The 25548-nt window shown below is 73.1% G+C and carries 26 protein-coding genes, 1 tRNA gene and 1 riboswitch; of the genes, 10 read left to right on the forward strand and 17 right to left on the reverse strand.

The window, feature by feature from the left end:
- Window positions 1-116: 116 nt before the first annotated feature.
- Window positions 117-1535 (reverse strand): purine-cytosine permease family protein, encoded by a 1419-nt coding sequence (locus ACZ5OX_RS07680; protein ID WP_465629147.1) that lies wholly within the window; start codon window positions 1533-1535, stop codon window positions 117-119.
- Window positions 1528-1672: riboswitch (TPP riboswitch) on the reverse strand. Its footprint overlaps the gene before it by 8 nt.
- Window positions 1673-1892: 220 nt before the next feature.
- Between ACZ5OX_RS07680 and ACZ5OX_RS07685 the strand changes: the two genes are divergently transcribed.
- Window positions 1893-3725 (forward strand): S1C family serine protease, encoded by a 1833-nt coding sequence (locus ACZ5OX_RS07685; protein WP_465629148.1) that lies wholly within the window; start codon window positions 1893-1895, stop codon window positions 3723-3725.
- A gap of 64 nt (window positions 3726-3789) precedes the next feature.
- Window positions 3790-3877: transfer RNA gene (locus ACZ5OX_RS07690), tRNA-Ser, on the forward strand.
- 159 nt (window positions 3878-4036) lie between these two features.
- Here the strand turns inward: ACZ5OX_RS07690 and ACZ5OX_RS07695 are convergent.
- The 15 genes from ACZ5OX_RS07695 to ACZ5OX_RS07765 form a co-directional block, all read right to left on the reverse strand.
- On the reverse strand, window positions 4037-5404 hold the full coding sequence (locus tag ACZ5OX_RS07695; RefSeq protein ID WP_465629149.1) for a tyrosine-type recombinase/integrase: 1368 nt from the start codon (window positions 5402-5404) through the stop codon (window positions 4037-4039).
- A 61-nt stretch (window positions 5405-5465) separates the two neighbouring features.
- Complete coding sequence (locus ACZ5OX_RS07700) at window positions 5466-5660, reverse strand: helix-turn-helix transcriptional regulator (protein ID WP_465629150.1); 195 nt, start codon at window positions 5658-5660, stop codon at window positions 5466-5468.
- Window positions 5661-6101: 441 nt separating this feature from the next.
- A complete protein-coding gene (locus ACZ5OX_RS07705) occupies window positions 6102-7577 on the reverse strand; it encodes an ATP-binding protein (protein ID WP_465629151.1) in 1476 nt (491 codons plus the stop codon).
- Between the two features lie 2 nt (window positions 7578-7579).
- Window positions 7580-8434: a bifunctional DNA primase/polymerase gene (locus ACZ5OX_RS07710; RefSeq protein ID WP_465629152.1), complete on the reverse strand. Its 855-nt coding sequence runs from the start codon at window positions 8432-8434 to the stop codon at window positions 7580-7582.
- A gap of 224 nt (window positions 8435-8658) precedes the next feature.
- Window positions 8659-9657 carry a DNA cytosine methyltransferase gene (locus ACZ5OX_RS07715; protein WP_465629153.1) on the reverse strand — a complete coding sequence of 333 codons (999 nt, stop codon included), beginning with the start codon at window positions 9655-9657 and terminating at the stop codon, window positions 8659-8661.
- Window positions 9647-9934, reverse strand: a complete 288-nt coding sequence (locus ACZ5OX_RS07720) for a hypothetical protein (protein ID WP_465629154.1) — start codon at window positions 9932-9934, stop codon at window positions 9647-9649. Before ACZ5OX_RS07720 ends, ACZ5OX_RS07715 begins: the two co-directional genes overlap by 11 nt.
- Window positions 9931-10137 (reverse strand): hypothetical protein, encoded by a 207-nt coding sequence (locus tag ACZ5OX_RS07725; RefSeq protein WP_465629155.1) that lies wholly within the window; start codon window positions 10135-10137, stop codon window positions 9931-9933. The genes ACZ5OX_RS07720 and ACZ5OX_RS07725 overlap by 4 nt, the downstream gene beginning before the upstream one ends.
- Before the next feature lie 150 nt (window positions 10138-10287).
- The gene (traB, locus tag ACZ5OX_RS07730; protein ID WP_465629156.1) at window positions 10288-12345 is read right to left on the reverse strand and encodes a plasmid transfer protein TraB; all 2058 of its coding nucleotides are present in this window, start codon (window positions 12343-12345) and stop codon (window positions 10288-10290) included.
- 14 nt (window positions 12346-12359) lie between these two features.
- Window positions 12360-12905 (reverse strand): plasmid transfer protein TraA, encoded by a 546-nt coding sequence (gene traA, locus ACZ5OX_RS07735; RefSeq protein ID WP_465629157.1) that lies wholly within the window; start codon window positions 12903-12905, stop codon window positions 12360-12362.
- A gap of 91 nt (window positions 12906-12996) precedes the next feature.
- On the reverse strand, window positions 12997-13446 hold the full coding sequence (locus tag ACZ5OX_RS07740) for a hypothetical protein (protein WP_465629158.1): 450 nt from the start codon (window positions 13444-13446) through the stop codon (window positions 12997-12999).
- A 44-nt stretch (window positions 13447-13490) separates the two neighbouring features.
- On the reverse strand, window positions 13491-13802 hold the full coding sequence (locus tag ACZ5OX_RS07745; protein ID WP_465629611.1) for an RRQRL motif-containing zinc-binding protein: 312 nt from the start codon (window positions 13800-13802) through the stop codon (window positions 13491-13493).
- 65 nt (window positions 13803-13867) lie between these two features.
- Complete coding sequence (locus tag ACZ5OX_RS07750) at window positions 13868-14239, reverse strand: hypothetical protein (RefSeq protein ID WP_465629159.1); 372 nt, start codon at window positions 14237-14239, stop codon at window positions 13868-13870.
- Entirely contained in the window at window positions 14236-14373 is a 138-nt protein-coding gene (locus tag ACZ5OX_RS07755) for a hypothetical protein (protein WP_465629160.1), read from the reverse strand. The genes ACZ5OX_RS07750 and ACZ5OX_RS07755 overlap by 4 nt, the downstream gene beginning before the upstream one ends.
- Window positions 14370-15407, reverse strand: a complete 1038-nt coding sequence (locus tag ACZ5OX_RS07760) for a hypothetical protein (RefSeq protein ID WP_465629161.1) — start codon at window positions 15405-15407, stop codon at window positions 14370-14372. Before ACZ5OX_RS07760 ends, ACZ5OX_RS07755 begins: the two co-directional genes overlap by 4 nt.
- Entirely contained in the window at window positions 15404-15682 is a 279-nt protein-coding gene (locus tag ACZ5OX_RS07765; protein WP_465629162.1) for a hypothetical protein, read from the reverse strand. Before ACZ5OX_RS07765 ends, ACZ5OX_RS07760 begins: the two co-directional genes overlap by 4 nt.
- 454 nt (window positions 15683-16136) lie before the next feature.
- Between ACZ5OX_RS07765 and ACZ5OX_RS07770 the strand changes: the two genes are divergently transcribed.
- The 7 genes from ACZ5OX_RS07770 (at window position 16137) to ACZ5OX_RS07800 (ending at window position 23385) form a co-directional block, all read left to right on the forward strand.
- Complete coding sequence (locus ACZ5OX_RS07770; protein ID WP_465629163.1) at window positions 16137-16892, forward strand: GntR family transcriptional regulator; 756 nt, start codon at window positions 16137-16139, stop codon at window positions 16890-16892.
- Between the two features lie 40 nt (window positions 16893-16932).
- Window positions 16933-17400 carry a GNAT family N-acetyltransferase gene (locus tag ACZ5OX_RS07775; RefSeq protein WP_465629164.1) on the forward strand — a complete coding sequence of 156 codons (468 nt, stop codon included), beginning with the start codon at window positions 16933-16935 and terminating at the stop codon, window positions 17398-17400.
- A gap of 280 nt (window positions 17401-17680) precedes the next feature.
- Window positions 17681-18508, forward strand: coding sequence for a MerR family transcriptional regulator (locus ACZ5OX_RS07780; protein ID WP_465629165.1), 828 nt, complete (start codon window positions 17681-17683; stop codon window positions 18506-18508).
- Window positions 18509-18586: 78 nt separating this feature from the next.
- Window positions 18587-19795, forward strand: a complete 1209-nt coding sequence (locus ACZ5OX_RS07785; RefSeq protein ID WP_465629166.1) for an MFS transporter — start codon at window positions 18587-18589, stop codon at window positions 19793-19795.
- Window positions 19796-20068: 273 nt separating this feature from the next.
- Window positions 20069-21433, forward strand: coding sequence for an FAD-binding oxidoreductase (locus ACZ5OX_RS07790; RefSeq protein WP_465629167.1), 1365 nt, complete (start codon window positions 20069-20071; stop codon window positions 21431-21433).
- A gap of 473 nt (window positions 21434-21906) precedes the next feature.
- The gene (locus ACZ5OX_RS07795) at window positions 21907-22098 is read left to right on the forward strand and encodes a hypothetical protein (RefSeq protein ID WP_449788519.1); all 192 of its coding nucleotides are present in this window, start codon (window positions 21907-21909) and stop codon (window positions 22096-22098) included.
- Window positions 22099-22587: 489 nt separating this feature from the next.
- Window positions 22588-23385, forward strand: a complete 798-nt coding sequence (locus ACZ5OX_RS07800) for a pyridoxine/pyridoxamine 5'-phosphate oxidase (protein ID WP_465629168.1) — start codon at window positions 22588-22590, stop codon at window positions 23383-23385.
- A gap of 49 nt (window positions 23386-23434) precedes the next feature.
- Here ACZ5OX_RS07800 and ACZ5OX_RS07805 read toward each other — a convergent pair whose 3' ends face one another.
- Complete coding sequence (locus ACZ5OX_RS07805; RefSeq protein WP_465629169.1) at window positions 23435-24502, reverse strand: EamA family transporter; 1068 nt, start codon at window positions 24500-24502, stop codon at window positions 23435-23437.
- A gap of 152 nt (window positions 24503-24654) precedes the next feature.
- Between ACZ5OX_RS07805 and ACZ5OX_RS07810 the strand changes: the two genes are divergently transcribed.
- On the forward strand, window positions 24655-25527 hold the full coding sequence (locus ACZ5OX_RS07810; protein WP_465629170.1) for a DUF1906 domain-containing protein: 873 nt from the start codon (window positions 24655-24657) through the stop codon (window positions 25525-25527).
- Window positions 25528-25548 lie beyond the last annotated feature (21 nt).

The raw sequence follows: 25548 nt of genomic DNA on the forward strand, positions 1-25548 counted from the left end.
CCAACCGGTGGGGCCGTCTTCGCCGTACTCAGTCGTGCTCAGGCGCGCTCAGGCGTGTCCTGCCGTGTTCCGCCGTGTTCCGCCGGTTCGGCCAGGTCGGGTCAGGTCCGGTGCGGTCAGGGCCGGGCGGCGCGGCGGCCGATCGGGGTGAGCGCCCAGGTGACCAGGGCCGGCACCAGGAAGGCGAACAACGAGGCCGAGGTCCACTCCCGCGGGGTGAAGTGCAGCGCCTCCTGGGCGGAGGTCCAGAAGTCCGTCCACCAGTCGGCCACCTTGGTCGGCGCGATGAACTGGTAGACGGCGAAGCCCAGCGCCCACGGCAGCAGCATCAGCCAGCGGGACGGCGCGTCGGCGGAGAGGTTCCAGCCGCGCCGGCCGGCGCCGAGGAAGTAGTCCACCACGAGCACCGCCAGCAGCGGCACGAACACCGAGCCGATCAGGCCGAGGAAGCCGTAGTAGGTGTCGGTGAACTCGTCGATCTGCAGCGCCAGCACGGTGATCAGCACGCCGATCGCGCCGGAGAGCACCCGGCGGTCCACCTTCGGCAGCAGGTTCTGCACCGACATCGCGGTCGAGTACACGTTGGCGAAGGACTGGTCCGTCTCGCGCAGCACCAGCACCAGCAGGAACAGCCAGCCGGCCCAGACCCCGAGGAAGGAGTCGAAGATCCGGTTCGGGTCGCCGTCCGACTGCAGCAGCGCCATCAGGCCGAGCACGTAGCACCAGACCTGGGCGATCGTGTAGCCGGAGAAGCTGCCCCAGAACGCCGAGCGCGGGGTGCGCGAGTGCCGGGTGTAGTCGGCGGCCAGCGGGACGAAGGAGACCGACACCGCGATCATCGCGTCGGTGGCGCCCAGGAAGCCGTGCCAGTTGCCCGCGCCCGGGTCCGGCACGCCCTGGCGGCCCAGCTGGACGGTGAAGTACACCATCGCCACCGCGACCGCCCCGGCCACGAAGCGGCGCAGCACCGCGATCGAGCCCAGCGGCCAGATGGTCAGCACGGTGGTCAGCGCGCCGGCGAGCAGGACGAACAGCCAGCGGTAGCCGGTGGTGTGGGCGACGGTCTGGGCGCCCGCCGAGATGGTCAGCAGCTCGAACACGCCCCAGCCGATGCACTGCACGATGTTCAGCACCGTCGGCAGGTACGACAGCCGGGTGCCGAACAGCCCGCGCAGGTTCGCCATCGCGGGGGCGCCGGTGCGGGCGCCGATCAGCGAGGCCAGGCCGAGCATCGCGGTGCCGACGACCGTACCGACGGTGATCGCGGTCACCGCGGCGGCCAGCGACAGCTCGCTGCCGGGCGCGCCGAGCACGGTGGCGGCGGTGGAGAAACCGATCAGGCTGACGCCCAGGTTCATCCAGAGCGCGAAGTGGTCCCGGAAGCGCAGCGTGCGCGGCGGCTCGGTGTCGAGCACCAGGGGCGCCTCGACGTGATCGGCCCGCTGGGGGCGGTCCAGGACGGCCGCGGGCGTGGACCCGGAGAAACCCTTGGACTCGGGCGCACCCGAAGAAGAGGATGGCGAAGCAGGCGGCATGGCCGATACTCCCTACGCCGGCATTACCCGGACAGGTTCCGGCGGTCAGCGCCCCCTCGAACGTCCGTCACTCGCGTGGCGTACGGTCGACATGCGCACTCTCAGCCTGGTGGGTCCAAGCTCCCGCGTGTCAGTTGTGAGCGACAGGCTAACCGGCGCGGGGGCCGACACCCAAGGCCGAGGGCGTACGGTCCGCATCGCGGGACGCCCGGCGGGGGGAGGGGAGCCTCGGCCGTCGGTGCCGGCGTCGGTGCCGGCTAAGGATTCTTATGAGTTCTTCAGAGGGGTCCTTACGGCAATCGAATCGGCAGTGCGAAAAACTATGGTCCTTGGTTCTGCCAGCTATGGAGGTCGTCCGTGAGCACCGAGCGCGAGGTTGGGCCCGCCGGGCCGCAGGGGGAGCAGCCCGCCGGCCAGGGGGCGGCCGAGACCGCTCCCGAAGGCCCCGCTCAGGGCGGGCACCAGCCGACCATGGCCTTCCGGCGGGTGCCGGGGCCGGAGGCGGGTGCCGCCGATGCCGCTGCCGTCGAGGCGGCGCCGCCCGTGGACGCCGTCCCGGCCGAGGGCGTTCCGGCCGAGGGGGTCCCGGCCGAGGGTGGGCACAAGCCCACCGTCGCCTTCACCAAGGTGCCGGCGCCGGAGTCCCCTGCCGCGCCTGCCGCGCCTGCCGCGCCTGTGGCGCCCGTCGCGGAGGAGCCGGTCGTCGACCCGGCCACCGGCTACATCGACGCGCCGCCGCCGGTCCTGCCGCCCGCCCCGCCGTCCCCGGTCGCCGCGGCCCCCGCCGCAGCCGCGCCCGCCGCCCCGGCCCTGCCGCCGGCCGGCAACCCGTACGCCACCCCGACCCACGGCGTCCCCGCCGCCGGCGCGCACGAGGGCTTCGGCGCCGCTCCGGCCGCCGCCCCCGCCGCGCACGGCCACCACCCCTTCGGGGCCGGCCAGCCGCTCGGCGGCTGGGGCCCCACCCACGACTCCACCTCCGGCGGCGCCGGCTACCCCGGAGGCCCGGCCGGCCCGCTCGGCTACCCGGCGGACTACCCCGGTGGTCCCGGCGGCCACGGCGGCCCGCGCAAGAAGCGCGGCGGCCTGGTCGCCCTGATCGCGGCCGTCGCGGTGGTCGCCGGCCTGGCCGGCGGCGCGCTCGGCGTGTCCGTCGCCGACCACGTCGACAGCAGCAACGCCGCGAACGACCACCGCAGCACCACCGTCCAGGCCAGCGACACCCAGAAGAACGAGCCCGCCCCCGGCTCGATCGCCGCCATCGCGCAGAAGGCGCTGCCCAGCGTCGTCACCATCAAGGCGCAGGGCAACGGCGAGTCGGGCACCGGCACCGGCTTCGTCTTCGACACCGAGGGCCACATCCTCACCAACAACCACGTGGTCGCGCCGACCCTCAGCGGCGGCAAACTGACCGTCAAGTTCGCCGACGGCACCTCCTACAGCGCCTCGGTGCTGGGCCACGCCGAGGGCTACGACGTCGCCGTGGTCAAGATCGACAACCCGCCCAAGAGCAAGCTGGCCCCGCTGCCGCTGGCCGACTCCGACAAGGTCAACGTCGGCGACGCCACCGTCGCGATCGGCGCGCCGTACGGCCTGGAGTCCACCGTCACCAGCGGCATCATCAGCGCCAAGGACCGCCCGGTGGCCTCCGGCGACGACACCGGCTCGCAGGCCTCGTACATGAACGCCCTCCAGACCGACGCCTCGATCAACCCCGGCAACTCCGGCGGCCCGCTGCTGGACTCCGGCGGCGCGGTGATCGGCATCAACTCGGCGATCCAGTCCAACGCCTCCGCCAACGGCCGGGCCGGCAGCATCGGCCTGGGCTTCGCCATCCCGATCAACCAGGCCAAGTGGGTCGCGGACACCCTGATCAAGACCGGCAAGCCGGTCTACGCCAAGCTCGACGTGCTGCGCAACGACGACTACAAGGGCGACGGCGCGCAGATCCAGACCAAGGACATCCAGGGCCAGCCCGCCGTCACCCCCGGCGGCGCGGCCGACAAGGCCGGCCTCAAGCCGGGCGACGTCATCACCAAGCTCGGCGGCGTCCCGATCGACAACGGCCCCGCCCTGGTCAGCCGGATCTGGACGCACAAGCCCGGCGAGACCGTCGACGTCGAGTACACCCGCAACGGCCAGACCCTCAACACCAAGGTCACCCTCGGCCAGCGCGAGGGCGACCAGTAACCCACGGCCCGCGCGGAAACGTGTGCACCGAACCCCTCCGGACCCGTTAGGCTGACCTCCGCCTGGAGAGCTGCCCGAGCGGCCTAAGGGAACAGTCTTGAAAACTGTCGTGGCGTGACCCGTCACCGTGGGTTCGAATCCCACGCTCTCCGCTGGTGGAGAAAGCCCAGATCAGGGCGGGTATCGGCAAACTGCCGATACCCGCCCTTTTCGATTCCGTCCCGGCCTGTCCCACCCGTGTGCCGCGTTCGGTCAGGGTGTATGGGCCAGCTGTGGGCCAGCATGGAACGCCCGTGGAACGGACTGACGACCTACGTGGTCAGGTCGTGGCCGTCGAGGAATCGTTGGATCAGCGCGTTCGCGTGGTCCTCCCGTCCGGCGATGATCTTTGCGTAGAAGCGGAGCAGGACGGCCACGCTGTGGCCGGCGCGGCGCGCGACCTCCATGGGGTCGACGCCGGCGGCCAGCCAGCCGGATACGGCGGTTGCGCGGCACAGGTACACCACGTTGGCCAGCGGCGACCCGAACTCCTGCGGCGTGAGCGCCAGCTTCCGGGTCTCCTTCCAGACGGCAGACCACTCGTTGCTGAGCAGGCGCCCGCCTCCGGTCGCCCGGAACAGGCGGCCGTCCGGCGCGACTCCGAACTCGGCAATGTGCTCCCGCAGCAGTTGGACGAGCACCGGTGGAATCGGCACCGGACGGGTGGCCTTCCTGGCCCGCCGCTTGAGACCCCGCTCGTCGTGGGTCGACCCGTCGTCCGTCCACCGTGACCCGACCCCGGGCGCGCTTCCGTCGAGCACGATCTCACCCCAGCCCTGCTCCGGCAGGGTGCAGTCCGACTCCAGGATGTCCAGCGCTTCCGACGGGCGGGTCGCCGCGTAGAGGATGCAGCCGTAGAACGCACGGAGGTGCCTGCCCCGGCCCGAGACCCGGCCCGCGGCTTCGAGCAGCGCCCGGCCCTGTGCAGGGCTGGGCACCCACCGGAAGTCGATCTCGTCGTCAGTCTCCGGCGGACTCCAGTCGACGAACTGCAAGGGGTTCGTGGGGAGCTTGCGACGCTCTACGGCGTACTGGAGAGCGTTGTTGAACACCATCCTCTTGCGAGTGATCGTGTTGTCCGCAGCAACTCCGCCGTTAAGGAGCCGTGACAGGGCTTCCAGGGCGAGTCGGACGGTGTCGGAGTCCTCCAACTGGCTGATCTTGACGGACTTCCGCGCCAGCCAGGCCAACGCCTCCGTGACCTCCTCGGGCTGATCCGGCTGGTGCTCCGAGAAGTTGAACGCCCAGCAGCTCAGGGCCCGCCGCAGCAGCTTCGCGTCCGGCGCTTCCCGGCGGTCCGTCACCAGCGCAGGCGTGATGGTTGCGAGCGCGTCGGCGCGGGTCGCGCGACTCTTCGCCGACGACCGCGCCCACTTCATCTGCGCGTATGCGGTCGCGTGGTCGAACCAGGTGCCTTCGGTCTGCTTCCGGAGCTCGGACACCGGCAGGCCGCTCTCTTGGTCGAACTCCTCGCCGTTCTTCATCGCGGTCCGCAGCTCGGCGAGTCGTCCCGTGGCGAGTGTCTTGGTGGCGTAGCTCTTCGAGTGCGGCTTCGAGCCGACCTTCCACCGCAGCTCAAAGGGCAACCGCCGGCCGGGGCGCTGGCGGATGGTGTACAGCTTCACGTCGTACGTCAGCACGTGCTCTCCAAATGGCAGGGCCCCGGCATTGGCTGGGGCCCTGGATGGGGTGGCGGTTGGGTCAGGCGGCTGCGGACTGCTCCTGTGCAGCCCACCAGGCGTCGAGGTCGCTCCGGCGGACGCGAATCTGGCCGTTGGGGAGCTTCATGGTCTTGGGCCCCTTCCCCAGGGCGACCATCCGGTAGTACGCCGAGCGGGACATGTCGATCTCTTCGAGGACGGCGGCGAGCTTGAGCTTCGGGTCCTTGGTGGGCATGCCGGGTCTCCTCCCGGGGCAGCAGGTGGGGTACTTGGCGGTGCGCGCGTGTCCGAGGTGGGGATTTCTGCGTCATCGCGTCATCTGCGTCATTCACGCGTCTGACCTGCGATTTTGTGTGACGCAGCGGGTGGGGTCTGCGTCACCGGTGCGTCATCGGCCGCGTCATCCGATGACGCAGGTGACGCAGGATGACGCAGCGGCCGTCGTCTGCGTCACCGCCTTCGGCGCAGGTCAGGGGCCGTTTCCGGGCCCGTGTGACGCAGGTGACGCAGCGTCTTCCTACTTAGGAAAAGAGGGCGGCTGTTGCTGTAGTTAAGCGCCCTTAGAACGTGAAGAAGGAGCCGCTGCGCGGCACGACCTCTTGGCGGCTTCGCCGAACAGCAAGAAGAGCACCCGTTCGGGACGGAGCCGGGTGCTCTTCTTGCTTGTCCGGAGCGGTCAGAGCAGCCGGGTCTGCTCGTGCTCGACGGGGGCCGCCGGCCGGGCCATTTCGAGGTAGCGGCGCTCCTTCGTACGGCCGGAGTCGATGAGCACGCCCCGGGCCGCAAGGGTGGGCTGCAGCCGCTTGAGCCGGTCAGAGAGGACCTTGCCGGTGGTCGGCCAGCCCTTGGGCAGGGGCCGCAGCTCGTCGCCGCTGTAGAGGCGGCTGAGGCACTGCAGCCACTCCGTGGAGGACATGCGCTGTGCCTGTCCCGGGGCGATGGTCTCGGCGTGCTGCAGGACGGTCTGCGCGAGCAGGTCGCCTTCGATGACGTCGTCGTTGAGGTCGTCCAGGCTGGCCCGGTAGGCGGCCAGCGACCCGAAGCCCGTCGCGGCGTCGAGCTGCGCGCACAGGTGGGCGAAGTCGGCCATGCGCAGGTCGGTCGGGGTCTCGGCCTCGGCGGCCCGGACCTTGACCGTGAGGTCGAGCAGCGACCCGAGGACGACGGGCAGCACCTCGGCGTACTCGGCCCACAGCTCCGCCTCGGTGCGCCGGACGCTGGGGCGCTCCAGGCGCAGGGGCAGGAGGCGTTCGGCGAGGTCGGGCCGGATGACGCCGACGTCGATGCCGGTCAGCAGCAGGGGCCGGCGGTAGGAGGAACGGTGCACGTCCCCGTCGGTGAACAGCGCCCGCTTGACGGACTCGGCGCCGGTGACGATGCAGCACATGGCGTCGGACAGGTCCGGTCCCATGTGGGAGAGGTTGTCCAGGGCGGTGACCCACCCGGCCGCGACCGCCGCGATCAGGTCTTCCTCGCCCTTCGGGGCCCGGCGCAGGTCCCCGCTCATCCCCTCGATGATCCTCGTCAGCATCCGGCCGCCGGTGGACTTCCCTGCGCCCTGCGGACCGGTGAGGAACGGGGCGGGCACGGGCACGGACGGCCCCAGGCACCCGATCAGCCACGCGATCGCGAGGCACTCGGTGGCCGCGTCGGCGAAGTTGGTCAGCCGCAGCAGCAGGTCGATGCCCTTGCCGTCGGTGTCCCGGGCGGGCAGGGGGAGTTCGCCGGTGAGTTGGGTGCGCTTCCAGCAGACCTCCCGGGGGTCGGGGACGGTGATGTCCCAGCCGGTGGGGTGGATGCGCACGGACTGCCCGTCGGCGCGCCCCAGGTCGAGCCAGGTCGCGCCGTCGAACCCGGGGGCGACCCGGATGTGGACGGGCTGGACGTCCTCGGTCAGTGCGAGTGCTTCGATCAAGTCCAGCGCTTCCTTGATGGCGGTGCCGTTGAAGACGCCGCGCCCGTCCTTGAACAGGCTGGCCATGAGTTCCTGGCGGTGGCTGCCGGTGGTGCCCTGGGAGCGGATCGGCCGGGCCACCGGGTGGCCGGTGCGCTGGGCATACACGGCGCCGTCGGCGGTGCGGAAGTACCGGAAGTGCTGGCGGGCGTAGTCGGCGACGACCACGCGCGCCGGGTTCTTCTCGTCCTCGGCCACGGCTACATCCCCAGCCGAACGAGGGCGTTGGCCCAGGCGTCGGCGCAGTGCCGGGGCGATTCACCCCGGGCCTGCGCTGCGGCGAACAGCCGCTCCGTGTGCGCCTCGGTCAGGCAGCCGCACCGGCCGTGCGTGGAGAGCACGGCGAGGAACGTCGCGAACACCGTGGCGTGCACGGCGGCGGCGGCCTCGGTGATGCGCTGTTCGGCCATGGCGATGCCACGGGCGAGGTAGGTCGGGGTGCGGTGGGGGCACGTTCCGCCGCCGACGAGCGCGGGCACCGTGACGGCGGCCGGGCGGACAGCCGCGGGCTTCTTTACGACCAGGGCGCGGACCACGTCCGGCAGGGCCGTCATGGTGCCGGTGCCCGGGCCGAGCCACCGCACGTACTGCATGGACGACTTGACGTCCACGCCGGGCCTCGCAGCGTTGGCGGACGACATGGTGCCCCGGTAGATCCAGTGTTCGCCACGAGTGGTGCGCACGGTCCGGGTGGCGGGCAGGTACTCGTGCGCCCACGCGATGGCGTCCGCGTTGTCGAGGTCGACGACGGTCACCCCGGCGCCGCCGGGGTGGTATCCCGCCGCCACGGCCGCGTGCCACGCGAACGCCCACTCCGGGGAGGTGATGACATCGGGGTCGGTGGTGGCGGCGGCCCAGCCGTGGCAGGGCAGCGGGCAGACGCAGGGCCCGGGGGTCTTCATGTTCGGCCGGCCGCCGCACGCGTTGCCGGCGCAGCGGCGGCAGTTGCCGAACGTCTTCTTCCCGGCCCGCAGGGGCAGCACGGGAACACCGGCGGCGGCGAGAGTGAGCGCGGTGGCCAGGTGCTCGCCCCGGATGGGGGGTTCATGGGTCATGCTGGATTCCTCCAGTTCTGTGCTGGATCGGCGGCGGCCCAACTTCTTGGCGGGAGGGGGCCGCCGTTGTCGTCCGCTGCGTTCTCGGCGCAGACCTTGTGCGAGGGCCTGCGCTGGTCGTCGCGCAACGGGGTAGGGCGACCGCACCAGCGACACGGGCGGTCGCCGGTGCGGTCGAAGTGCCGGGCGTCGCGCCAGTCCAGAAGCACGATGCACCGGCCGGGTCAGGCGACCGCGACGGCGGCGGTGAGGAGGTGGCGGGCGAGTCCGGGCGGGACGGCGTTGCCGATCTGCTGGCCGATGTCGCGCCCGGTCCACGGGTGGTCCGGCGGGAAGGACTGCAGGGCGCCGGCCTCGGCCCAGGTGAACCGGGACTCGGTGCCGTCGTCGGTGAGCACCCGCACGCGGCTGACTTTGCCGGTCACGGTGGCGGACGGTTCGCCGGAGGTGCGCCGTCCTCTGGCCTTGGGGTCGCCGCCGGTGCCGTAGTTGGAGACCACGGTGAACGGGCCGCGCTCGGGCAGGACGTCGCCCATCGCCGTCCACGGCAGCAGCGCCGGGTCCCCGGCGGCGCGGGGCGTGCCCTTGGTGTAGGGCCGGTGGGTGGGCGCGGGCAGGGTGGCGGTGCCGGTGCGGCGGGCGATGAGGACGGCGCGTTTGCGGGTCTGGGGGACGCCGTACTGCTCGGCCCGAACGGTCCCGGCGACGGCGCTGTAGCCCTCGGCGCGCAGGATCGCGGCGTAGGCCTGCCAGACGGGCAGGACGGCCGGGACCTGCTCCAGGACGATCGCCTCGAACGGCCGCCCGGCGTCCATGGCGTCGAGCGCCCAGCGCAGGGGTTCCAGGACGAGGCGGATCAGGTCGTCCGTCTCGGTGGGGCCGTGGCGGGCGACGTCCTGTCGCTCGGAGAGGCGGTGGGCGAGGGCGACGATGTCGGCCAGCGCCCGGCGTCCGGCGCCGGTGCCGGCCGCGCTGAACGGCTGGCAGGGCGGCCCTCCGAGCAGCAGGCGTGCGTCGGGGAAGTCGGCGGGGCCGTAGCGGCGGACGTCGTCCTCGATCGTGTCGAGTCCGGTGGCGCGGCGGGTGGCGCACGCGTCCGGGCTCTTCTCGATCCCGGTGACGTGGATGCCGAGTGCGCGGGCGGGCAGGTCGAGTCCGCCGACACCGGCGAACAGGTCCACGCCCCGCACGGGCCGGAGCTGCACGGTGAGGTCAGGCCGCACGCCGCACCCGCCCCTCGGGGAGCGCGAGGACGGTGGCGAGCCGGGCCGGGGCGACGGTGGCGGCGACCGGGGCGGGGGCGCCCTCGCCGCCGTCGGGCGGGGCCGCTTCGGTGCCGGTGGTGCGGGCGGCGCGTTCGGCGGCCGAGGCGGCGAGGGCCCGGCGGACGGCGGCGCTGTCGGCGGCCGCACCGCGCTGGGAGGCCACGATGGGAAGGCTGAGGAGTGCGCCGGGGCCGATGAGGACGGCGGCGGTGATCAGGTCGCTGGTGGTGCTCATCGGGGGCCTCCCGAGGCGGTGTGGGCGAGGACGTCGAGCAGGTCGGTGCCGAGGGCGGCGAGGCGGTGTTCGATGGCCTGCCAGGAGTCGGCGTCGATGTGCATGAGGGCGGCGAGGGCGGTGGCGGGCTCGCGGTCGGCGGCGGCCTGGAGGGCCTCGCGCAGGTGGGTCGCGGCGAGCGGGCGGATGGTGTTCGGGGGCATGGCAGTGCCTCCCTTCCGGGCGGGCGCTGGGGGCGGCGCGCGGGGTGTCAGGGGCGGGTGTCAGCGGGTGTCAGGGCCGCTGTCAGGGGCCTCTGACACCCGCGTCTGCCTAGGGGAATGGGTGTCAGGGGGTGTCAGGTTTCAGGGGTGTCAGACCAGTGCCGGGGACGGGACGATCCGGTAGCGGCCCTTCTGCGCGGAGGGCACCAGGCGGCCCTCCTCGACGAGGCGGCGGAACTCCCCGGAAACCCACGGGCGGGAGCGGCCGAACTCGGCGGCCTGCGTCATGACGTCCTTGGGGCCGATCACCATCGTCCCGTTCTGCTCGAAGGCGGCGACGATGGCGTCCATGGCGGCGCGGGCCTCCTCGGGGGTGAAGTCCGGGGCGTCGGACTCGGGGCCGAAGGTGAGGCCGGCCATCGTCTCGCGGACCGGCGGGAGTTCGGCCTGCGGGTCCAGGCCCTCGTCCTCCGGGTCCACCCGCCGCTCGACGCCGGTGTCGTCCTGCTCGCCGCCGTCGCCGTCCGCGTACACGCTGTCCCCGCTCTCGTCGGCGTCGGCCTGGTGGCGTTCGGTGTAGGCCTTGCCGGCGACGCTGGCGGCGGCCTTCGCGGTGACGGGGTCGACCTTGGCGCCGTGGCGCACCGCCCACGCGGCGAGCTGTTCCATGACGCGGGCGGCCTGGCCGGTGAAGCGGAACGTGCGGCCGGGCGAGCTGTAGCGCTGCTCTTCGACGCCGGGGGTGACGAGGTAGCAGTAGCCGGGGCGGCGGTTGGCCCACGCGCCGGGGTGGGCGCCGGCGTCGATGACCGGGCCGGGCAGGGCCATGCCCTCGTCCTTGGCGTCCAGGCCGAAGGTCAGCACGGACGGCAGGCTGGCCCGGGTGCTGGTGGACAACTGGTCGTGGCTGGGCCGCTGGAGGCTGATGACCAGGGCGATACCGGCGGAGCGGGCTTCCTGGGCGGCGCCGGTGAACGCCTGGTCGCCCATGAACCGCAGGGTGTTCGCGGCTTCCTCGAACCAGGCGACGAGGAAGGGCATGCCCTCGCAGCCGCAGGCCCGGCCCTTCTGGCAGGAGTGGGCGGGGTCGGTCTGCTGCTCGGCGGCGGCGGGCGTCCACTGGCGGTAGCCGTGGGCGCCGAGCCAGCGGGTGCGGGCGGGGATGGCGGCCTGGAGGGCGGTGACCATGGTCTCGGTGTCGGCGCCGCCTTCCACGGCCCAGTCCAGGCCGGGCCGCAGCGGTCCGAAGTCCTGGAAGGCCTTGGGGTCGGACAGCCAGACGATGACGTCGCGCCGTCCCATGATCTCGGTGAGGATGTTGAGCGCGCCGTCGCCCTTGCCGGAGCCGGACATGCCGCAGATCAGCAAGTGCGTGCTGTTGCGGCCGGTCTGCGGGTCGCCGGGCAGCCAGAGCATGAGCGGGAAGCCGTCGTCGTAGCGGCCGACGACCAGCGGGTCGGCGATCGACCCGCCGACGCCGGTCGGCATCTCCCACTCGACCACCTCGGCGAGCATGTCCCGGGGCACCACGACCAGGTTGCCGCGCCGGGCCGAGTCGGGGTCGGGCATGTACCGAACGGCGGTCTTCGACACGTCGAGGCCGGAGGCGAGGTTCGGCAGCGCCTTCGCCACGTCGTCGTTGGTCAACTCCCCTGCGGGAAGGGTGAGTTCGGCGGTGACCCGGTTCGGCTCCACCTCGGCGCGCCGGATCTTGGCTCCGGCGAGCTTGACCTTCTCCAGCAGCGAGGCGTCCGCGTTGTCGGCGGCGGCCTGGATGGCGTCGGGGTTCCGGCGCAGTATCTGCCGCACGTTCCAGGACAGGGCGAGGATGCTGCCGCCGAGCCAGTACGAGCCGAACGTGAAGTCCGTCCACCCGGCCAGCGCGGTCGCGGTGAACCAGGTGCTCGCGCCCGCGACGGTCACGGCGGAGTGCAGGCGGCGCTGCGGGGAGGTGGACTTGCCCGCCCACGCGGTCGCTGCGGTGAGGCCGACCGAGCCGAGGGTCAGGCCGACCGCGTATCCGGTGGAGTCGTGGGCGGGCACCCACGCGAGCGTGCCGGCCACACCGGTCGCGGCCACCGTGATCCACGGCGGGGTGTAGGGCTTGGCCCGGTGGGCCAGCCACGCGGCGACGCCCTTGCCGGTGCTGGCGCCTTCGAGGTTCTCCCGGTGCTGGACCTCCGGGTCGGTGCCATCCTTCTTCGACATCGGTCGTGCTCCTCTCAGAACTGGAACGGACGGTGCTGCCGCTGGGCGGGGCGGGGGGCCATGACGTCGGCGTACTCGCGCTGGTAGGCGGCCCACGCGGCGGCGGCGTCCTTCGCGGCGTCGGTCAGCGCGTCGGAGGCCTTGGAGAGCTTCTGGGCCACGTCGCGGGCCCGGCGCTTGCGCTGGAACAGGTGGTCGCCCGGGGCGCCCGGGGCCTGCTCCAGCGCGGCCTTGAGGATCTCGGCCGCCACCTCCACCTCGATCGCCGCGTAGGCGCCGAACGCGCGCAGGCCCTCGCAGTAGGAACGCACGTCCTCGGTGGAGTAGAACGCGGGCTCCGGCAGGACCAGGGGCGAGGTGCGGTTCACGCCGGTGCCGGGGTTCGCGGCGGCGCCCATCTGCGGCGCACCGATCCCGCCGCCCGTCCCGCCACCGGGGTTCTTGTTGATGTTGATGTTGAGCCCGGGGGAGAACGTCGCCCCGAAGCTGTTGCGGGTGCTGCTGTTGGTGCCGCCGGCGTTGTTCCCACCGCTGTTCGGCGACGTGGTGTTCATGGTCATCGCAGGCCTCCCAGTGGGCCGGGGCTGTCCCGACTCCCCGCCCCCGCCCGACCCACGAAGGGCCGGGCGAGGACGGGCAATCGGCCAGCACTCAGGCGGAGGCGACCAGGGCGGCGACGGTCTCGGCGGCGTGGTGCCAGGCCTGGTCGAGGGCGTAGGCGCCGTTCATGCCGTGGTCGGCCAGCCGCACGAAGTTGCCCTTGCCGGTGGCGTCGGCGAGACGGCGCAGGGGCTCGCGCCGGTCGGCGACGTAGTGGGTGAGCGCGCTGAGCGCGAGGGCGGCGGCGACGGGGCCGGGCCGCAGGCGGACGCCGAGCAGCCGGGATCCGGCGAGCAGGGCGGCGGCCTGGGTGGCGGTGTAGGTGGCGACGTGGGCGGCGCAGGCGCGGCGGCCGGCCGCGCTGGACTGCCCGTCGGTGTGGTCGTGGTGGCCCTTGGTGGTGGCCTGGTGGTCGGTCTGGATCCAGTGGTCCGCCACGTCACCGGCGGCCCGGAACAGGGCGTAGGCGGCGGCGAAGCGGGCAGCGCGGACGCTGGTCATGGAGCACTCCAAGTCATCTGGTGTGGAGCGAAGTTGGGGGGATGTCAGGCCGCGAGGCCCATGACGTCGGCACAGGGCAGGCAGGTGCCGAGGTGCGCGGGCAGCACGTACCCGACGTCGCGCCTGCACTGCGGGCAGGTGCGGCGGGCGGTGTTCGCGGCGGCCAGCGCCCGGCGGCGCCCCTCGGTCATGGGGCGGACGGGCGCGGCGAGGGTGAGGCGGTAGAGGTAGGCGACCCGCACGCCCGACGTCGAGCGGCGGGAGCGCCACATGAGCTGCGCGGCGACGTCCTGGCCGCCCGGGCGCAGTCCCTTGGCGCGGAGCTGTCGACGGGTGAACAGGCCGTCCGGGGCCATCCCCCACGGATAGGTGGGGGTACCGCCGTGGCGGTCCCCGGAGGGGTCCCAGTGTCGCGGGCGGCTCACCGCTCGCTGTCCCTGACGGCCTCGGGCGGGGTGAAGTGGCCGACCAGCCTGATCGGAGTGCCGGCGTAGGTGGTGGTGACCTCGAGCCAGGCGAAGGTGCCCGTGATGGCGAGGTCGACGTCGGCCGGGTCGAGGTCGAGGCGCTGGCGCCACTGCTCGAAGTCGGCGAGGGCGGTGTCGCGGTGGAAGGCGAGGGCCATGCCCTCGGTGAGGAGGAAGGCGCCCGTGGTGGCGTCGCGCTCGTCGGCGACGACGCGCTCGCTGGTGATCCTCGGCGCGGGCAGGTCGGGGTGGGTGGTGAAGAGGGCGAGCAGGGTGCTGGCCGCGTTGATCTGGGCGCGGGCCGTGGTGATGTCGGTGGTGGTCACGATGCCTGCTCCTCGATGCGGGGTGCGGTGGTGTCTTCGGTGCTGGCGGGGACGGCGTGCAGGGCGGGCCGCTCCGGGTGTGCGGGCATGCCGCCGTGGCGGGCGCCCTCCGAGCCCCGGCGGGGGCGGCTCACGCGGCCACTGCCTCGGCGTCGCCGTCCTGCTCGCTGAGCCGCTTGTAGACGACGCTGACGTAGGCCGGGGAGCGGGTGGAGCGTCGGGCGGCCTCGCGCTGGGAGACGCCGTCGCGCCAGCACTGCTCGATCACGCGGGCGGCCTCGACCCCGTCCAGCCGGGCGGGCTCCTGCGTGTCGGTGTTCACCTCGTCGGCAGGGGCGTTCACCTCGCCCTCGGCGGTGAACGCCTCGGGCTCCGGGATGTTCACCGGGTCCTGTCCGGCCGGGTACACCGGGCCGTCGATCACGTCGTCGGCGGTATCCGGGGCCGTACCGGTGAACGCCTCGGCGGTGTCGGCCGGGGCGGGGTGAACGGGGGTGAGCACCGGGTGAACGGGCTCGGTGTTCACCACCTCCACCGGACCCGCCGGAAGCACCTCCAGCACCTCCGCTCCGAGGCCGGCCGACGGGATCGCGACGGGCTGCGGGGTGGGGGTGAACGGTGCCTGCGGGAGGGTGAACAGCGGGCTGTTCACCACCTGCCGGGCGGCCTTCGGAACCGTGGCCGGACGCTTGCGGAGCGGCGGTTGGGGCCGCTTCGCGAGGCGGGCCAGGGACCTGCGGTAGGCCGGTCCGGCCTCAGCGACGAGCAGCAGCAGAAGCGGCGGGATCAGGTGGATCACCACGCCGACCAGGTCACCTTCCAGCGCGGCGGCCCCGATGTTGAGCCACACGGTCGCCAGCCCGGTGACCCACCGGAAGAGGGCCGGCCAGCGTCCGGGCTTCACGCCGAAGCGGGACAGGACGCTGTCCGCCTGGAGGCTCAGGATGAAGCACCCGTCACCGGCGACCGCCATCACGGGGCCGGTCCCGTAGCCGGGTGAATGGGCGTCGATGAACGGGGCGGCGGTGGACATGCTCACCGCGACCACCGCCCCCGTCAGCACCCACGTACCGGTACTGATCACGAGCGACGTACGGCGGATCTGAGCCTCGGTGGGCACCTCGGTGAGCACCGGGTGAACACCACCGCCGGAACGGTGAACACTCACGCCGCCACCCGCCCGACGCTGGTGGTGCGACGGATGACCGCCGGGCGCCGCAGCGGCACCGGCGCCATGCCCAGCAGCCGCTCGGCGTAGGCCGCCAGCACCGGGTCCTCCCGGCGCAGGTCCGCCAGCACCGCCAGCGCCACGTCCATCCGGGCCTGGTACTCCAGGGCCGATTCACCGGGCACGCCGGTGAACAGCTCCTCGTCCACGCCCAGCGCCAGCTCCGCGAACTCCTCCGAGTCCACGGCGTGCTGGCCTGCAACAATCGACTTCACGGGTCTACCTCTTCCGATAGGGAGGTGGGCCCCAGGGGCCGCCGCGCGCCCGGCCAAGGAAAGCGCGGCGGCCCCGACTTCCGGGCCCAAGCCACTCATCACGAGTAGCCATGACCCCCGACCCGCCACAGGCGGCACGGATCGGGGACCAAAGACACTCGTTCTTGATCAGCACACTGTTGAGTTCTCAAGGAACGGCACGTCATCGACAGTCCGTAGGGCGCGCGGCCAAGCCGCCTTCCCCCGACAACCGCCGGGCGCGTTCGTGCAGGTCAGAGCAACCCAAAGAAGGGCCAAGGGCATTGTCTGCATTGTCTGAACAATGCTGCCCTCGGGAAGACTGTGGCATCCGTCGTGACGCCCCGTCAAGCGCATCGTTCGCATTGACTGGACAATGGACTCCGCTGGGCGGTTTCATGGGGCTATGGCAACCACGCGAGCTGGGCGACCCCCGATGTACCAGCAGATCGCCGACGTCTTCCGGCAGCGGATAGCGAGCGGAGCCCTCGGTGCGGGCGACCGCCTTCCGACCGAGGCCGAGCTGAGCGAGGAGTTCGAGGTCGGCCGAGGCACTGCGCGGCAGGCCCTCGGGATACTCGTCAACGAAGGACTGATCGCCGCCGCACGCCCCCGGGGCTACTTCGTTCGGGAGCGCAGGCCGATGGTCTTCCGGCCGCAGGCCGAGTTCCGGGCCCGGCCGTACTCGGAGGAGATGGACGCCTTCGTTACGGAGCACTCAGCAGATGGGCGGGAGGCCAGCCAGCGCATCGACGTGAGCATCGTGGAGCCGCCGGCCAGCGTCGCCAAACGTCTGAACCTGCAGCCCGGCGAGCTTGCGGCCGTGCGTCAGCGGGTGCGCTGGCTGGACGGGGAGCCGTTCAACCTGAACGACTCCTACTTCCCGCTGAGTATCGTGCAGGGCTCCGAAATCATGCGTCCCGCAGACATCGTGCGCGGCGCCAACAAGGTGCTCGCCGAGCTGGGATACCTCCAGGTCCGCGCCATTGACGAGCTGTACGTGAGGATGCCGACCCCCGAGGAGACCAAGCGCCTTGAGCTGGGCGCCGGGACGCCGGTGGCGGAGCACGTCCGCATCGGATACACGGCCGAAGGCCTGCCCGTCCGGGTGGCCGTTTCGATCCTGCCGGGCGACCGGCACGTGATCACCTACGAGCAGGAACGAGAGCAGCAGGATGCCGACGCTAACTGACCTGGAGATTCGCCCCGCCGGCCGGGATCAGCTCGGCAGGGTGGAGGCACTGCTGATCGAAGCAAGCGAATGGCTTGCCTCTCGGGGCAGTGATCAGTGGCAGTTCCCGCCTCGGCGGGACCGGGTCATCAGTGCCATGGAACGCGGGGAGTGCTTCCTGGCCTATCGCGACGGTGAGCCCATCGCGACCCTGACCGTGGACGAACAGGCCGACCCCGAATTTTGGGAGCCCGGAGACCGGCCCGAGGACGCGCTGTACGTCCACCGCATGGCGGTGGCGCGTAAGGCAGCCGGCCGGGACGTTGGCGGGGAGCTACTGGACTGGGCCGTCGATCGCGCGGCAGCCGCTGGGAAGCAGTTCCTCCGGCTGGACGCCTGGAAGACGAACCCGGGCCTCCACCGCTACTACCTCGGTCAGGGGTTCTCCCTGGTCAGGGTCGTAGATCTGCCTCACCGGCCGTCAGGCGCCCTCTTTGAGCGAGCGGTTCAAGATCGCCCGAGGGGTTGACGTGGGCCAGTCGTGGGCCACGACCCGTCATCGGCAGCGCTGATACGGTGTTGCCCCTGGTCAGGGCCGGTACGGACGGCGCGGCGGAATTGTTCTTGAAAACTGTCGTGCGGTGACCCCGTACCGTGGGTTCGAATCCCACGCTCTCCGCCGGTAGGAGAACCACCTGCTCAGGGCGGGTGCCGACATCGTTCGGCACCCGCCCTTCGCGTTCCCCCGGGGGGTGGTGGGCGAACGGGGTTGACCCTGACACGGTGGCAGGGGATGGAGTGGTCGCACCATGTTGAACATCGGAGACTTCGCCAGCCACGGCCGGGTGTCGGTACGGATGCTGCGCCACTACGACGCGATCGGACTGCTGCGGCCCGCCCGGGTGGACCCGGTCAGCGGGTACCGCTTCTACGAGGCGTCCCAACTCGCCCGGCTCAACCGGGTGATCGCGCTCAAGGAGCTCGGCTTCACGCTGCAGCAGGTACGGGCCGTCCTGGACGAGCGGGTGGACCCGGCCGAACTGCGCGGGATGCTGCGGTTGCGGCGGGCCCAGCTCGCCGAGGCGATCGCGGCCGACGAGCTGCGGCTGGCCCGGGTGGAGGCGAGGCTCCGGACGATCGAGAGCGAGGGGACCATGTCCGCACACGATGTCGTGGTGAAGTCGGTGCCGTCCGTCCGGGTGGCCCAACTGAGCGGTGTGGCAGCGAGTTACGAGCCGGAGGACATCGGACCGGTGATCGGGCCGCTGTTCGGCGAGCTGTGCGGGCGGCTGGCCGAGGCCGGGATCGAGGCGACCGGTCCTTCCGTCGCCCGCTACCAGGACGCACCGGAGGGCAACGGCGCGGTGCTGGTCCTGGTGGGCATCCCGGTCGGTTCGTCGGTGCGCCCGGGTGCGCACGACTTCGAGGTGCTCGACCTGCCGCCGATCGAGGAGGCGGCGACCATCGTGCACCGCGGCTCGATGGACGAGGTGCTGGGCAGCAGCCAGGAACTCGCCCGCTTCATCGAGCAGAACGGCTACCGCTCGGCCGGCTACGCCCGGGAGCTGTACCTGGAGTGCCCGGAGGACCAGGCGGGGTGGGTCACCGAGATCCAGGAGCCGGTGGTCCGCCGGTAGTTCGTCGGTCGTGCGCCGGTGGCGGCGCCCCCGGCGTGCTTGCCCTCGACCTGGTCGAGGGGCCTAGCGTCGCCCGGCATGACCACCACCACCGGCGCACCGGCCCCGGTCGCGCTGCCCCGCCCGTACCTGTTCTGGCTGGCCGGGGTCCAGGCCGGACTGCTGGGCGACGCCGCGCTGTACTTCGCCCTCGGCTGGGCCGCCTCCGCGCACGGCGGCGGCGCGGCCGGGCTGGTCCTGACCGCGATCACGGTGCCGCGCACCGCGCTGGTCCTGCTGGGCGGCGCGGTCGCCGACCGGTTCGGCGCCCGCCGGGTGATGCTCGTCGGGGACACGGTGATGCTGGTCGCGACCGGCGCGCTGGCGCTGGTGGCGGCCGACCGGGGCACGCCGCTGTGGCTGCTGGTCGCGGCGGCGGCCGTGATCGGGACGGTCGACGCCTTCCACCTCCCGGCGAGCGGCTCGATGCCGCGCCGCCTGGTGCCCGCCGACCGGCTGCCCCGGGCGCTCGCCCTGCGGCAGGCCGGCGGGCAGAGCGCCGTCCTGCTCGGGGCACCGCTGGGCGGCCTGCTGGTCGCGGCCGGCGGGCTGTCCGGTGCGGCGCTGGCGGACGCGGCGAGCTTCGGGGTCGTGCTGCTGGTCCTGCTGCGGGTGCGCCCCCGGGAGGACGGGCCGTCCGGCCCGCGGGAGGGACTGCTGCGCGAGGCGGCGTCCGGAGTCCGGCTCGCCCTGGCCGACCCGCTGCTGCGGGCCGCGTTGCTGCTCACCGGCGCGGCGGCCGGGGCGCTGCTGCCGGTGGTGTCGCTGCTCGGCCCGCTGCTCGCCCGGGCCCACGGCTGGTCGGCCGGGACGGCGGGACTGGTGAGCGCCGGGCAGGCGGCCGGGGTGCTCGCGGTGGCCGCCCTGGTCGCCCGGCGGGGCGGGCTGCCCCGGGCCGGTGTGGGGGCGGCGGCCGGGCTCTGTACGGCCTCGGCGGGAACCGTGCTGCTGGCGTTGGCCGGGGAACCGGCGGTGGCGGTGGCCGGCAGTGCGGTGGCGGGCCTCGGCTCGGGGCTCTTCGCCTGCCACCTCGGACCGCTGGTGCTGACCGGCGCGCCGCACAGCCACCTCTCGCGGGTCCAGGCGCTGCTGACGCTCGTGCAGAGCCTGGCCCTGGTGCTAGCGAACGCCCTGCTGGGGCTGCTCGCGGACGCGGCGGGCGCCACCCTGCCCACCCTGCTCTGTGCCCTCGCCACCGCCACCGCGGGCCTCACCGCCCTGGCCACCCCGGCCCTCCGCCGGGCCTGAGCCACCCGGCCCCCGCCCGCCGTCCGGCGCCCTTCCGTCTCGCCGCCCGTCTCCGGCCCCGCCGTCCGCCCCGCCCGTCTCCCCGCCCGCTGTCCGGCTCCCTTCCGTCTCCCCGCCCGTCTCCGGGCCCACTTGCCCGGCCCCGCCCGTCTCAGGGCCCACTTGCCCGGCCCCCGCCCGTCTCCCCGCCCGTCTCTGGGCCCACTTGCCCGGCCCCCGCCGTCCGGGCAGAGTGCGGAGGTGGAGGCGGCCGGACGGCGAGTGGAGGCGGCGATGAGTGATCTGACGGACCGACTGGCGCAGGCCCTCCCGGACGGGGCCGTGGTGGTGGACCCGGACGTGACCGCCGCGTACCGCCACGACATGGCGGGCTTCTGCGCGGCCGGGCAGCCCGCGGTGGTGGTGTTCCCGGAGACGGTCGAGCAGGTGCAGCACGTCATGCGCACCGCGACCGAGCTGCGCGTCCCCGTGGTGCCCCAGGGCGCCCGGACCGGGCTGTCGGGGGCGGCGAACGCGGTGGACGGCTGCGTCGTGCTGTCACTGGTGAAGCTGAACCGGATCCTGGAGATCGACCCGGTGAACCGGATCGCGGTGGTCGAGCCAGGCGTGGTGAACGCCGAACTCTCCCGGGCCGTCGAGGAGTTGGGCCTCGCGTATCCGCCGGACCCGTCCAGCTGGGAGTCCTGCACGATCGGCGGCAACATCGGTACCGGTGCGGGCGGGCTCTGCTGCGTGAAGTACGGCGTCACCAGCGAGTACGTGCTCGGGCTGGACGTGGTGCTGGCGGACGGGCGGCTGCTGTCCACCGGCCGCCGGACCGCGAAGGGCGTGGCCGGGTACGACCTGACCAGGCTGTTCGTCGGTTCGGAGGGGACGCTCGGGGTGGTGGTCCGGGCGGTACTGGCGCTGCGGCCGGCGCCGGCTCCCCAGCTGGCGCTGGCGGCGGAGTTCCCGAGCGCGCAGACGGCCGGGGCGGCGGTCTGCGAGGTGATGGCGCGCGGTCTGACCCCGTCGCTGATGGAGCTGATGGACGCGGTCTCGGTGCGGGCCGTCAACGAGTTGGGGCGGATGGGCCTGCCGGAGTCCACCCAGGCGCTGCTGCTGGTCGCCTTCGACGGGCCGGACCGGGTGGCGGAGCTGGCCCGGGTCGCGCGGCTGTGCCGGGAGGCCGGGGCGACCGAGGTGGTGCCGGCCGAGGACCAGGCGGAGTCCGACCTGCTGCTGGCCGCCCGGCGGATGGCGCTGCCCGCGCTGGACCGGCTGGGCACCACGATGATCGACGACGTGGCCGTGCCGCGCTCCCGGCTGGCGGAGCTGCTGGACGGCGTCGCGGTGATCGCCGAGCGGCACGGACTGACCATCGGCGTGGTCAGTCACGCCGGGGACGGCAACACCCACCCGATCGTCATCTTCGACGCCTCGGACGAGGAGCAGGCGGCCCGCGCCCAGCGCTCCTTCGACGAGATCATGGCGCTCGGGCTGGAGCTGGGCGGCACGATCACCGGGGAGCACGGGGTGGGGCTGCTGAAGCGGGACTGGCTGGCGCGTGAGCTGGGCCCGGTGGCGCTGGACCTGCAGCGGCAGCTGAAGGCGGTCTTCGATCCGCTGGGAATCCTGAATCCCGGCAAGATGATCTGATTTCCATCGGTACATCACATCGGTACATCACACTTGAGCGGCCCCTCGGCGCCCACCTTCCCGCTGTCGAAGTGCGACTTTCCGACGGTCTGCGAATTGCCGGAAAAGTCGACACGGGAGGGTGACCGAACTTTTCAGGGGCGCGTTCATGGTTCGCATGCGCCGGGGTGGTGCGCTCGGCGGGCCGCGTGACGGCCTTGCGCCGCCCTCCCCGGCGTCTCGGTCGACGGCCGTCCGGGCGAAGTGCCCAGCTCGGGCGGGGTGTGTCGCCGCCTGGACCGCTTTCCGGGCCGTTATGCGCGGTCGCACTGATATCACGCGAACGGGCGAAATCAGCCGCATGAGCTAGCGCTTTGTCGATTTGTTGCGGAAGTCTGTCTTCCGGCGCCGCAGTTCGCAGGTGTTCGTCTCGCTGACGAACCTTGCACACCTTGATCGACCACTGCCCGATGAACGGATTCCCGGAGGCACCCATGGCACGCGTCCACACCCGTCGAAAAACCGGGCTGCTCCTGGCCGGGCCACTCGCGGCCGGCCTGCTGCCGGCCGGTGCCGGTGCCTCGAACCAGGACGACACCGTCGCCGTGAAGGACAACGCGGGCACCGTGCAGGGCGGTCAGGGCAACCAGGACGTCACCGTCGTCGTCGCCCCGACCTTCAACTGACCGACCGCACGGCCGAGTGACGGCACCGGGCACCACGGAAGGCGGGGGCGCCTGACGTGGGCGTACGCGGGTGAGCTGAGCAGCCGCGAACGGGCCAGGACCGGATCGGAACGGCCGGAACGGACACCGAGAGCCAGCGCTTCACTGACACCGAGGAGCCGACGCTTCACACCAGAGGGAACAGCGCATTCGACCGGCCCGCGGAAAGGGTCACCGCGAAACCGGTCTCGTGGGCGGTGCCGCCATCGGCACCGCCCACGAGCGTGTCCGGCGCCGGTGCGTCCGCCCCCGGATCGCCCCGCCCGGGCACCCGAGAAGGGCCCCGGAACACCCCGCTGACCGGCCCAGATCCGTTCATCGAGGGCCCGCGCCCGGAGCCGTCGGTCTACGGCGGTACGGTTGCGCTCCGACAGCGCACCCACGTGCCCGGCCCGGAAGGTCCGGCCCGGCCGGGGTGGCGACCGCGGCAATCGGAAGGAAGGGCGCGCGATGGCGGCGGAGGAGGAGGGCCTGACCGGCCCGGACGGGGCCAGGCCCGCGGCGGAGCCCGGGGCGGACCCCGCGGAGGCGCGCCAGGAGCCGTCGGCCGAGCCGGTCCACGAGCACCGGTCCGCCCCCAGGTCCGTCCCCGAACTGCTGCTCGGCCGCCCGCCGATGGCCCGCCCGCTGCCGTCCTTCGACCACGAGGCCGCCCCCGCCGAGCCGGGCCCGCTGTTCGTGGACTGGCTCGAAACCGCGCTGCACGCCGGTGTGCTGGACCCGCAGGCCTTCACCCTCTCGACCGTCGACGCCGACGGCATGCCGGACGCCCGGGTGCTGGTGCTGCGCGACGTCGACGCGGCCGGCACCGGCTGGAACTTCTCCGCGGACGCCGACAGCGTCAAGGGCCGCCAGCTCGCCGCCCACCCGGCCGCCGCGCTGACCGTCTACTGGCCGCAGCTGGGCCGCCAGGTCCGGGTGCGCGGCACCGTCGAGCGGGCCGCCGACCTGGTCGCCGCCGCCGAGTTCGCCACCCGCTCGCCCGCTGCCCGGGTCGTCTCGCTGGTCGGGCGGCAGAGCGAGCCGCTGGGCTCTCTCGACGAGTACGACGAGGCGGTGGCGGTCGCCCGTCGCCGACTGGAGACGCACCCGGACGCGGTGGCGCCCGGCCACGCGGTCTACACCCTGTGGGCGCACGAGGTGGAGTTCTGGCAGGGCGACAGCCAGCGCCGCCACGTCCGGCTGCGCTACACCCGCATCGGCCCGGTCAGCTCCGCGGAGTGGTCGCGCACCCTGCTCTGGCCGTAGGCCGCGCACGGCCCTGCGCGGCCTACGGCCTCCGCAGGTACCCGCGGGGTTACCGCCGCCCGGTCAGCGTGGCGCCCACGCTGGCCGCGACCACGCAGCCGATCCCGGCCAGCTGCGGCGCGCCCAGCAGCTGGCCCAGCACCACCAGCCCGACCAGTGCGCTGACCGCCGGCTCCAGGCTGACCAGCACGCTGAACACCCGCTGCGGCATCCGTCGCAGCGCGGTCATCTCCAGCGCGTACGGGATCACCGGCAGCAGCAGCGACACCCCGGCCACGGCGGCGAGCAGCGCCGGAGCCGAGGCCCCGGGGGCGGTCAGCCCGTGCCAGGCCTGGCCGAGCCCGAACGGCGCCAGCGTGAGCGCGCCGACCGTCATCGACACCGCGAGGCCCTGGAACCCCTGGAAGGTCGCGCCGACCTTGTCGGTGAACAGGATGTACACGGAGTAGCAGGCGGCCGCCCCGAAGGCGTACAGCAGGCCGACCGGGTCGAGCGACCCGCCGCCGTCCCCCTCGCCGAGCAGGGTCAGCAGCACCACGCCCGCGGCCGCGAGCAGCGCCCAGAGCAGGTGGCTGGCCCGCCGGGCGAAGACCAGGGCGACCGCGAGCGGGCCGAGGAACTCGATGGTCGCGGCGGTGCCCATCGGCAGCCGGTCGATGGCCCCGGCGAACAGGAAGGTCATCCCGGCCGAGGCCATGCCGAGCAGTGCGGCCGCGGCGAGGTCGCGCGGGCGCTTGTCGCGCAGCTTCGGCCGGGTCACGGCGAGCAGGATGACGGCGGCGAAGCCGAGCCGCAGGAAGGTCGTGCCGCTGACCCCGAGCGGGCCGAACAGCGGCTTGGACAGCGCGATGCCGGTCTGCACCAGGAACATCGCGGCCAGACAGAGAAGCGGCGCCGGGATCCGCTCCGGGCGCCGCAGGACCTTGCCGAACCGGCCGGGGGATCGGCCGGCGTGGGTTCCGGGTGGCGCCGCGGGGCCGGACGCCCCACCTCGTCGCCAGCTTCCCCGCTCGCCGGCAGGCTCGCCCTTGGGGGCGGGCGGCATGGCAAGGGCCTCGGCGACGGCGGCGGCCGACGACGAGGCGGTGGGGGTTTCGCTGGTATGGGAGGTGGGCATGCTTGTGAGTTTGCCGTAAGGAGTGATGAACGGGCAAGCTCGTTACAAAAATCGGGACGGATCCGGACGGGTGCGTCCGAAAGGGTGGACTCCCGGGGGTGCCGCGGCGTGGTTGCCGCAGCCGTCCGACGGACCGTCAGTAACAAGGCGGGGTGCGCCATCTCCGCCCCGCAGCCCTCCTCGCCGCCGCCCTCGTGCTCCTGCTGGCCACCGACGGGACGGGCGTGAACGCCGAAGCCGCCGCCCGGACCGCCGCCGCCGCTCCCCGCGACCGGGCCGTCACACTGCCCGACCGGTCCGGCCCGCCCCGGATCCGCGACACCTGGAGCGGCCCCGCCTTCGACGCCTGCACCGCACCACCGCTCGACACCCTGAAGGCCTGGCGCGACGCCTCCCCGTACGGGGCGCTCGGCATCTACACCAGCGGCTCCCAGCGCGGCTGCACGCAGCCCCGGCTCACCGCCGAGTGGGTGCGCCAGGCGCGGACGATGGGCTGGCGGTTCCTGCCGGTGCACGTCGGGCTGCAGGCGCCGTGCGCCGACCCGGGCCACAAGCCCAAGCGGATCGACCCGTTGAACGCCGTCGAGCAGGGCCAGGAGGAGGCGGGCGAAGCCGTTCTGGCGCTGCGCGCGCTCGGGCTCGCCCCGGGCAGCCCGGTCTACCTGGACATCGAGGCCTACCCGCCGCGCGACCCGGTCTGCGGCCAGGCGGTGGTCGACTTCACCCTCGGCTGGACCGCCGGCCTGCACGCCGCCGGCTACGGCTCCGGCTTCTACTCCAGCCTCGACTCCGGCATCGCGGACCTCGTCGCCGCCGCCCGGGCCGGCAGCTCCCCGCTGCCCGACGCGCTCTGGTACGCCCGCTGGGACGGCAAGGCCGACACCGACGGCTCCGGCGGCCTCGCCCCCGACCTCTGGAGCTCCCACCAGCGCGTCCACCAGTACAACGGCAACGTCGAGGAGACCTTCGGCGGCGCCACCCTCACCGTCGACCGCAACCACGTGGACGGCCCGACCGCCCTCTGAGACCCGCGGATAGGGTGGCCC

This window comes from Kitasatospora sp. NPDC032121 (assembly GCF_055580145.1).

Bases quoted from the DNA above. Each gene is read 5' to 3' on its own strand.
- ACZ5OX_RS07680 (WP_465629147.1), bottom strand. From the start codon at position 1,535: ATGCCGCCTGCTTCGCCATCCTCTTCTTCGGGTGCGCCCGAGTCCAAG.
- ACZ5OX_RS07710 (WP_465629152.1), bottom strand. From the start codon at position 8,434: ATGACCCATGAACCCCCCATCCGGGGCGAGCACCTGGCCACCGCGCTC.
- traA (WP_465629157.1), bottom strand. From the start codon at position 12,905: ATGACCATGAACACCACGTCGCCGAACAGCGGTGGGAACAACGCCGGC.
- ACZ5OX_RS07700 (WP_465629150.1), bottom strand. From the start codon at position 5,660: ATGCCCACCAAGGACCCGAAGCTCAAGCTCGCCGCCGTCCTCGAAGAG.
- ACZ5OX_RS07740 (WP_465629158.1), bottom strand. From the start codon at position 13,446: ATGACCAGCGTCCGCGCTGCCCGCTTCGCCGCCGCCTACGCCCTGTTC.
- traB (WP_465629156.1), bottom strand. From the start codon at position 12,345: ATGTCGAAGAAGGATGGCACCGACCCGGAGGTCCAGCACCGGGAGAAC.
- ACZ5OX_RS07805 (WP_465629169.1), bottom strand. From the start codon at position 24,502: ATGCCCACCTCCCATACCAGCGAAACCCCCACCGCCTCGTCGTCGGCC.
- ACZ5OX_RS07800 (WP_465629168.1), top strand. From the start codon at position 22,588: ATGGCGGCGGAGGAGGAGGGCCTGACCGGCCCGGACGGGGCCAGGCCC.
- ACZ5OX_RS07720 (WP_465629154.1), bottom strand. From the start codon at position 9,934: ATGAGCACCACCAGCGACCTGATCACCGCCGCCGTCCTCATCGGCCCC.
- ACZ5OX_RS07780 (WP_465629165.1), top strand. From the start codon at position 17,681: ATGTTGAACATCGGAGACTTCGCCAGCCACGGCCGGGTGTCGGTACGG.
- ACZ5OX_RS07725 (WP_465629155.1), bottom strand. From the start codon at position 10,137: ATGCCCCCGAACACCATCCGCCCGCTCGCCGCGACCCACCTGCGCGAG.
- ACZ5OX_RS07795 (WP_449788519.1), top strand. From the start codon at position 21,907: ATGGCACGCGTCCACACCCGTCGAAAAACCGGGCTGCTCCTGGCCGGG.
- ACZ5OX_RS07790 (WP_465629167.1), top strand. From the start codon at position 20,069: ATGAGTGATCTGACGGACCGACTGGCGCAGGCCCTCCCGGACGGGGCC.
- ACZ5OX_RS07770 (WP_465629163.1), top strand. From the start codon at position 16,137: ATGTACCAGCAGATCGCCGACGTCTTCCGGCAGCGGATAGCGAGCGGA.
- ACZ5OX_RS07745 (WP_465629611.1), bottom strand. From the start codon at position 13,802: ATGGCCCCGGACGGCCTGTTCACCCGTCGACAGCTCCGCGCCAAGGGA.
- ACZ5OX_RS07785 (WP_465629166.1), top strand. From the start codon at position 18,587: ATGACCACCACCACCGGCGCACCGGCCCCGGTCGCGCTGCCCCGCCCG.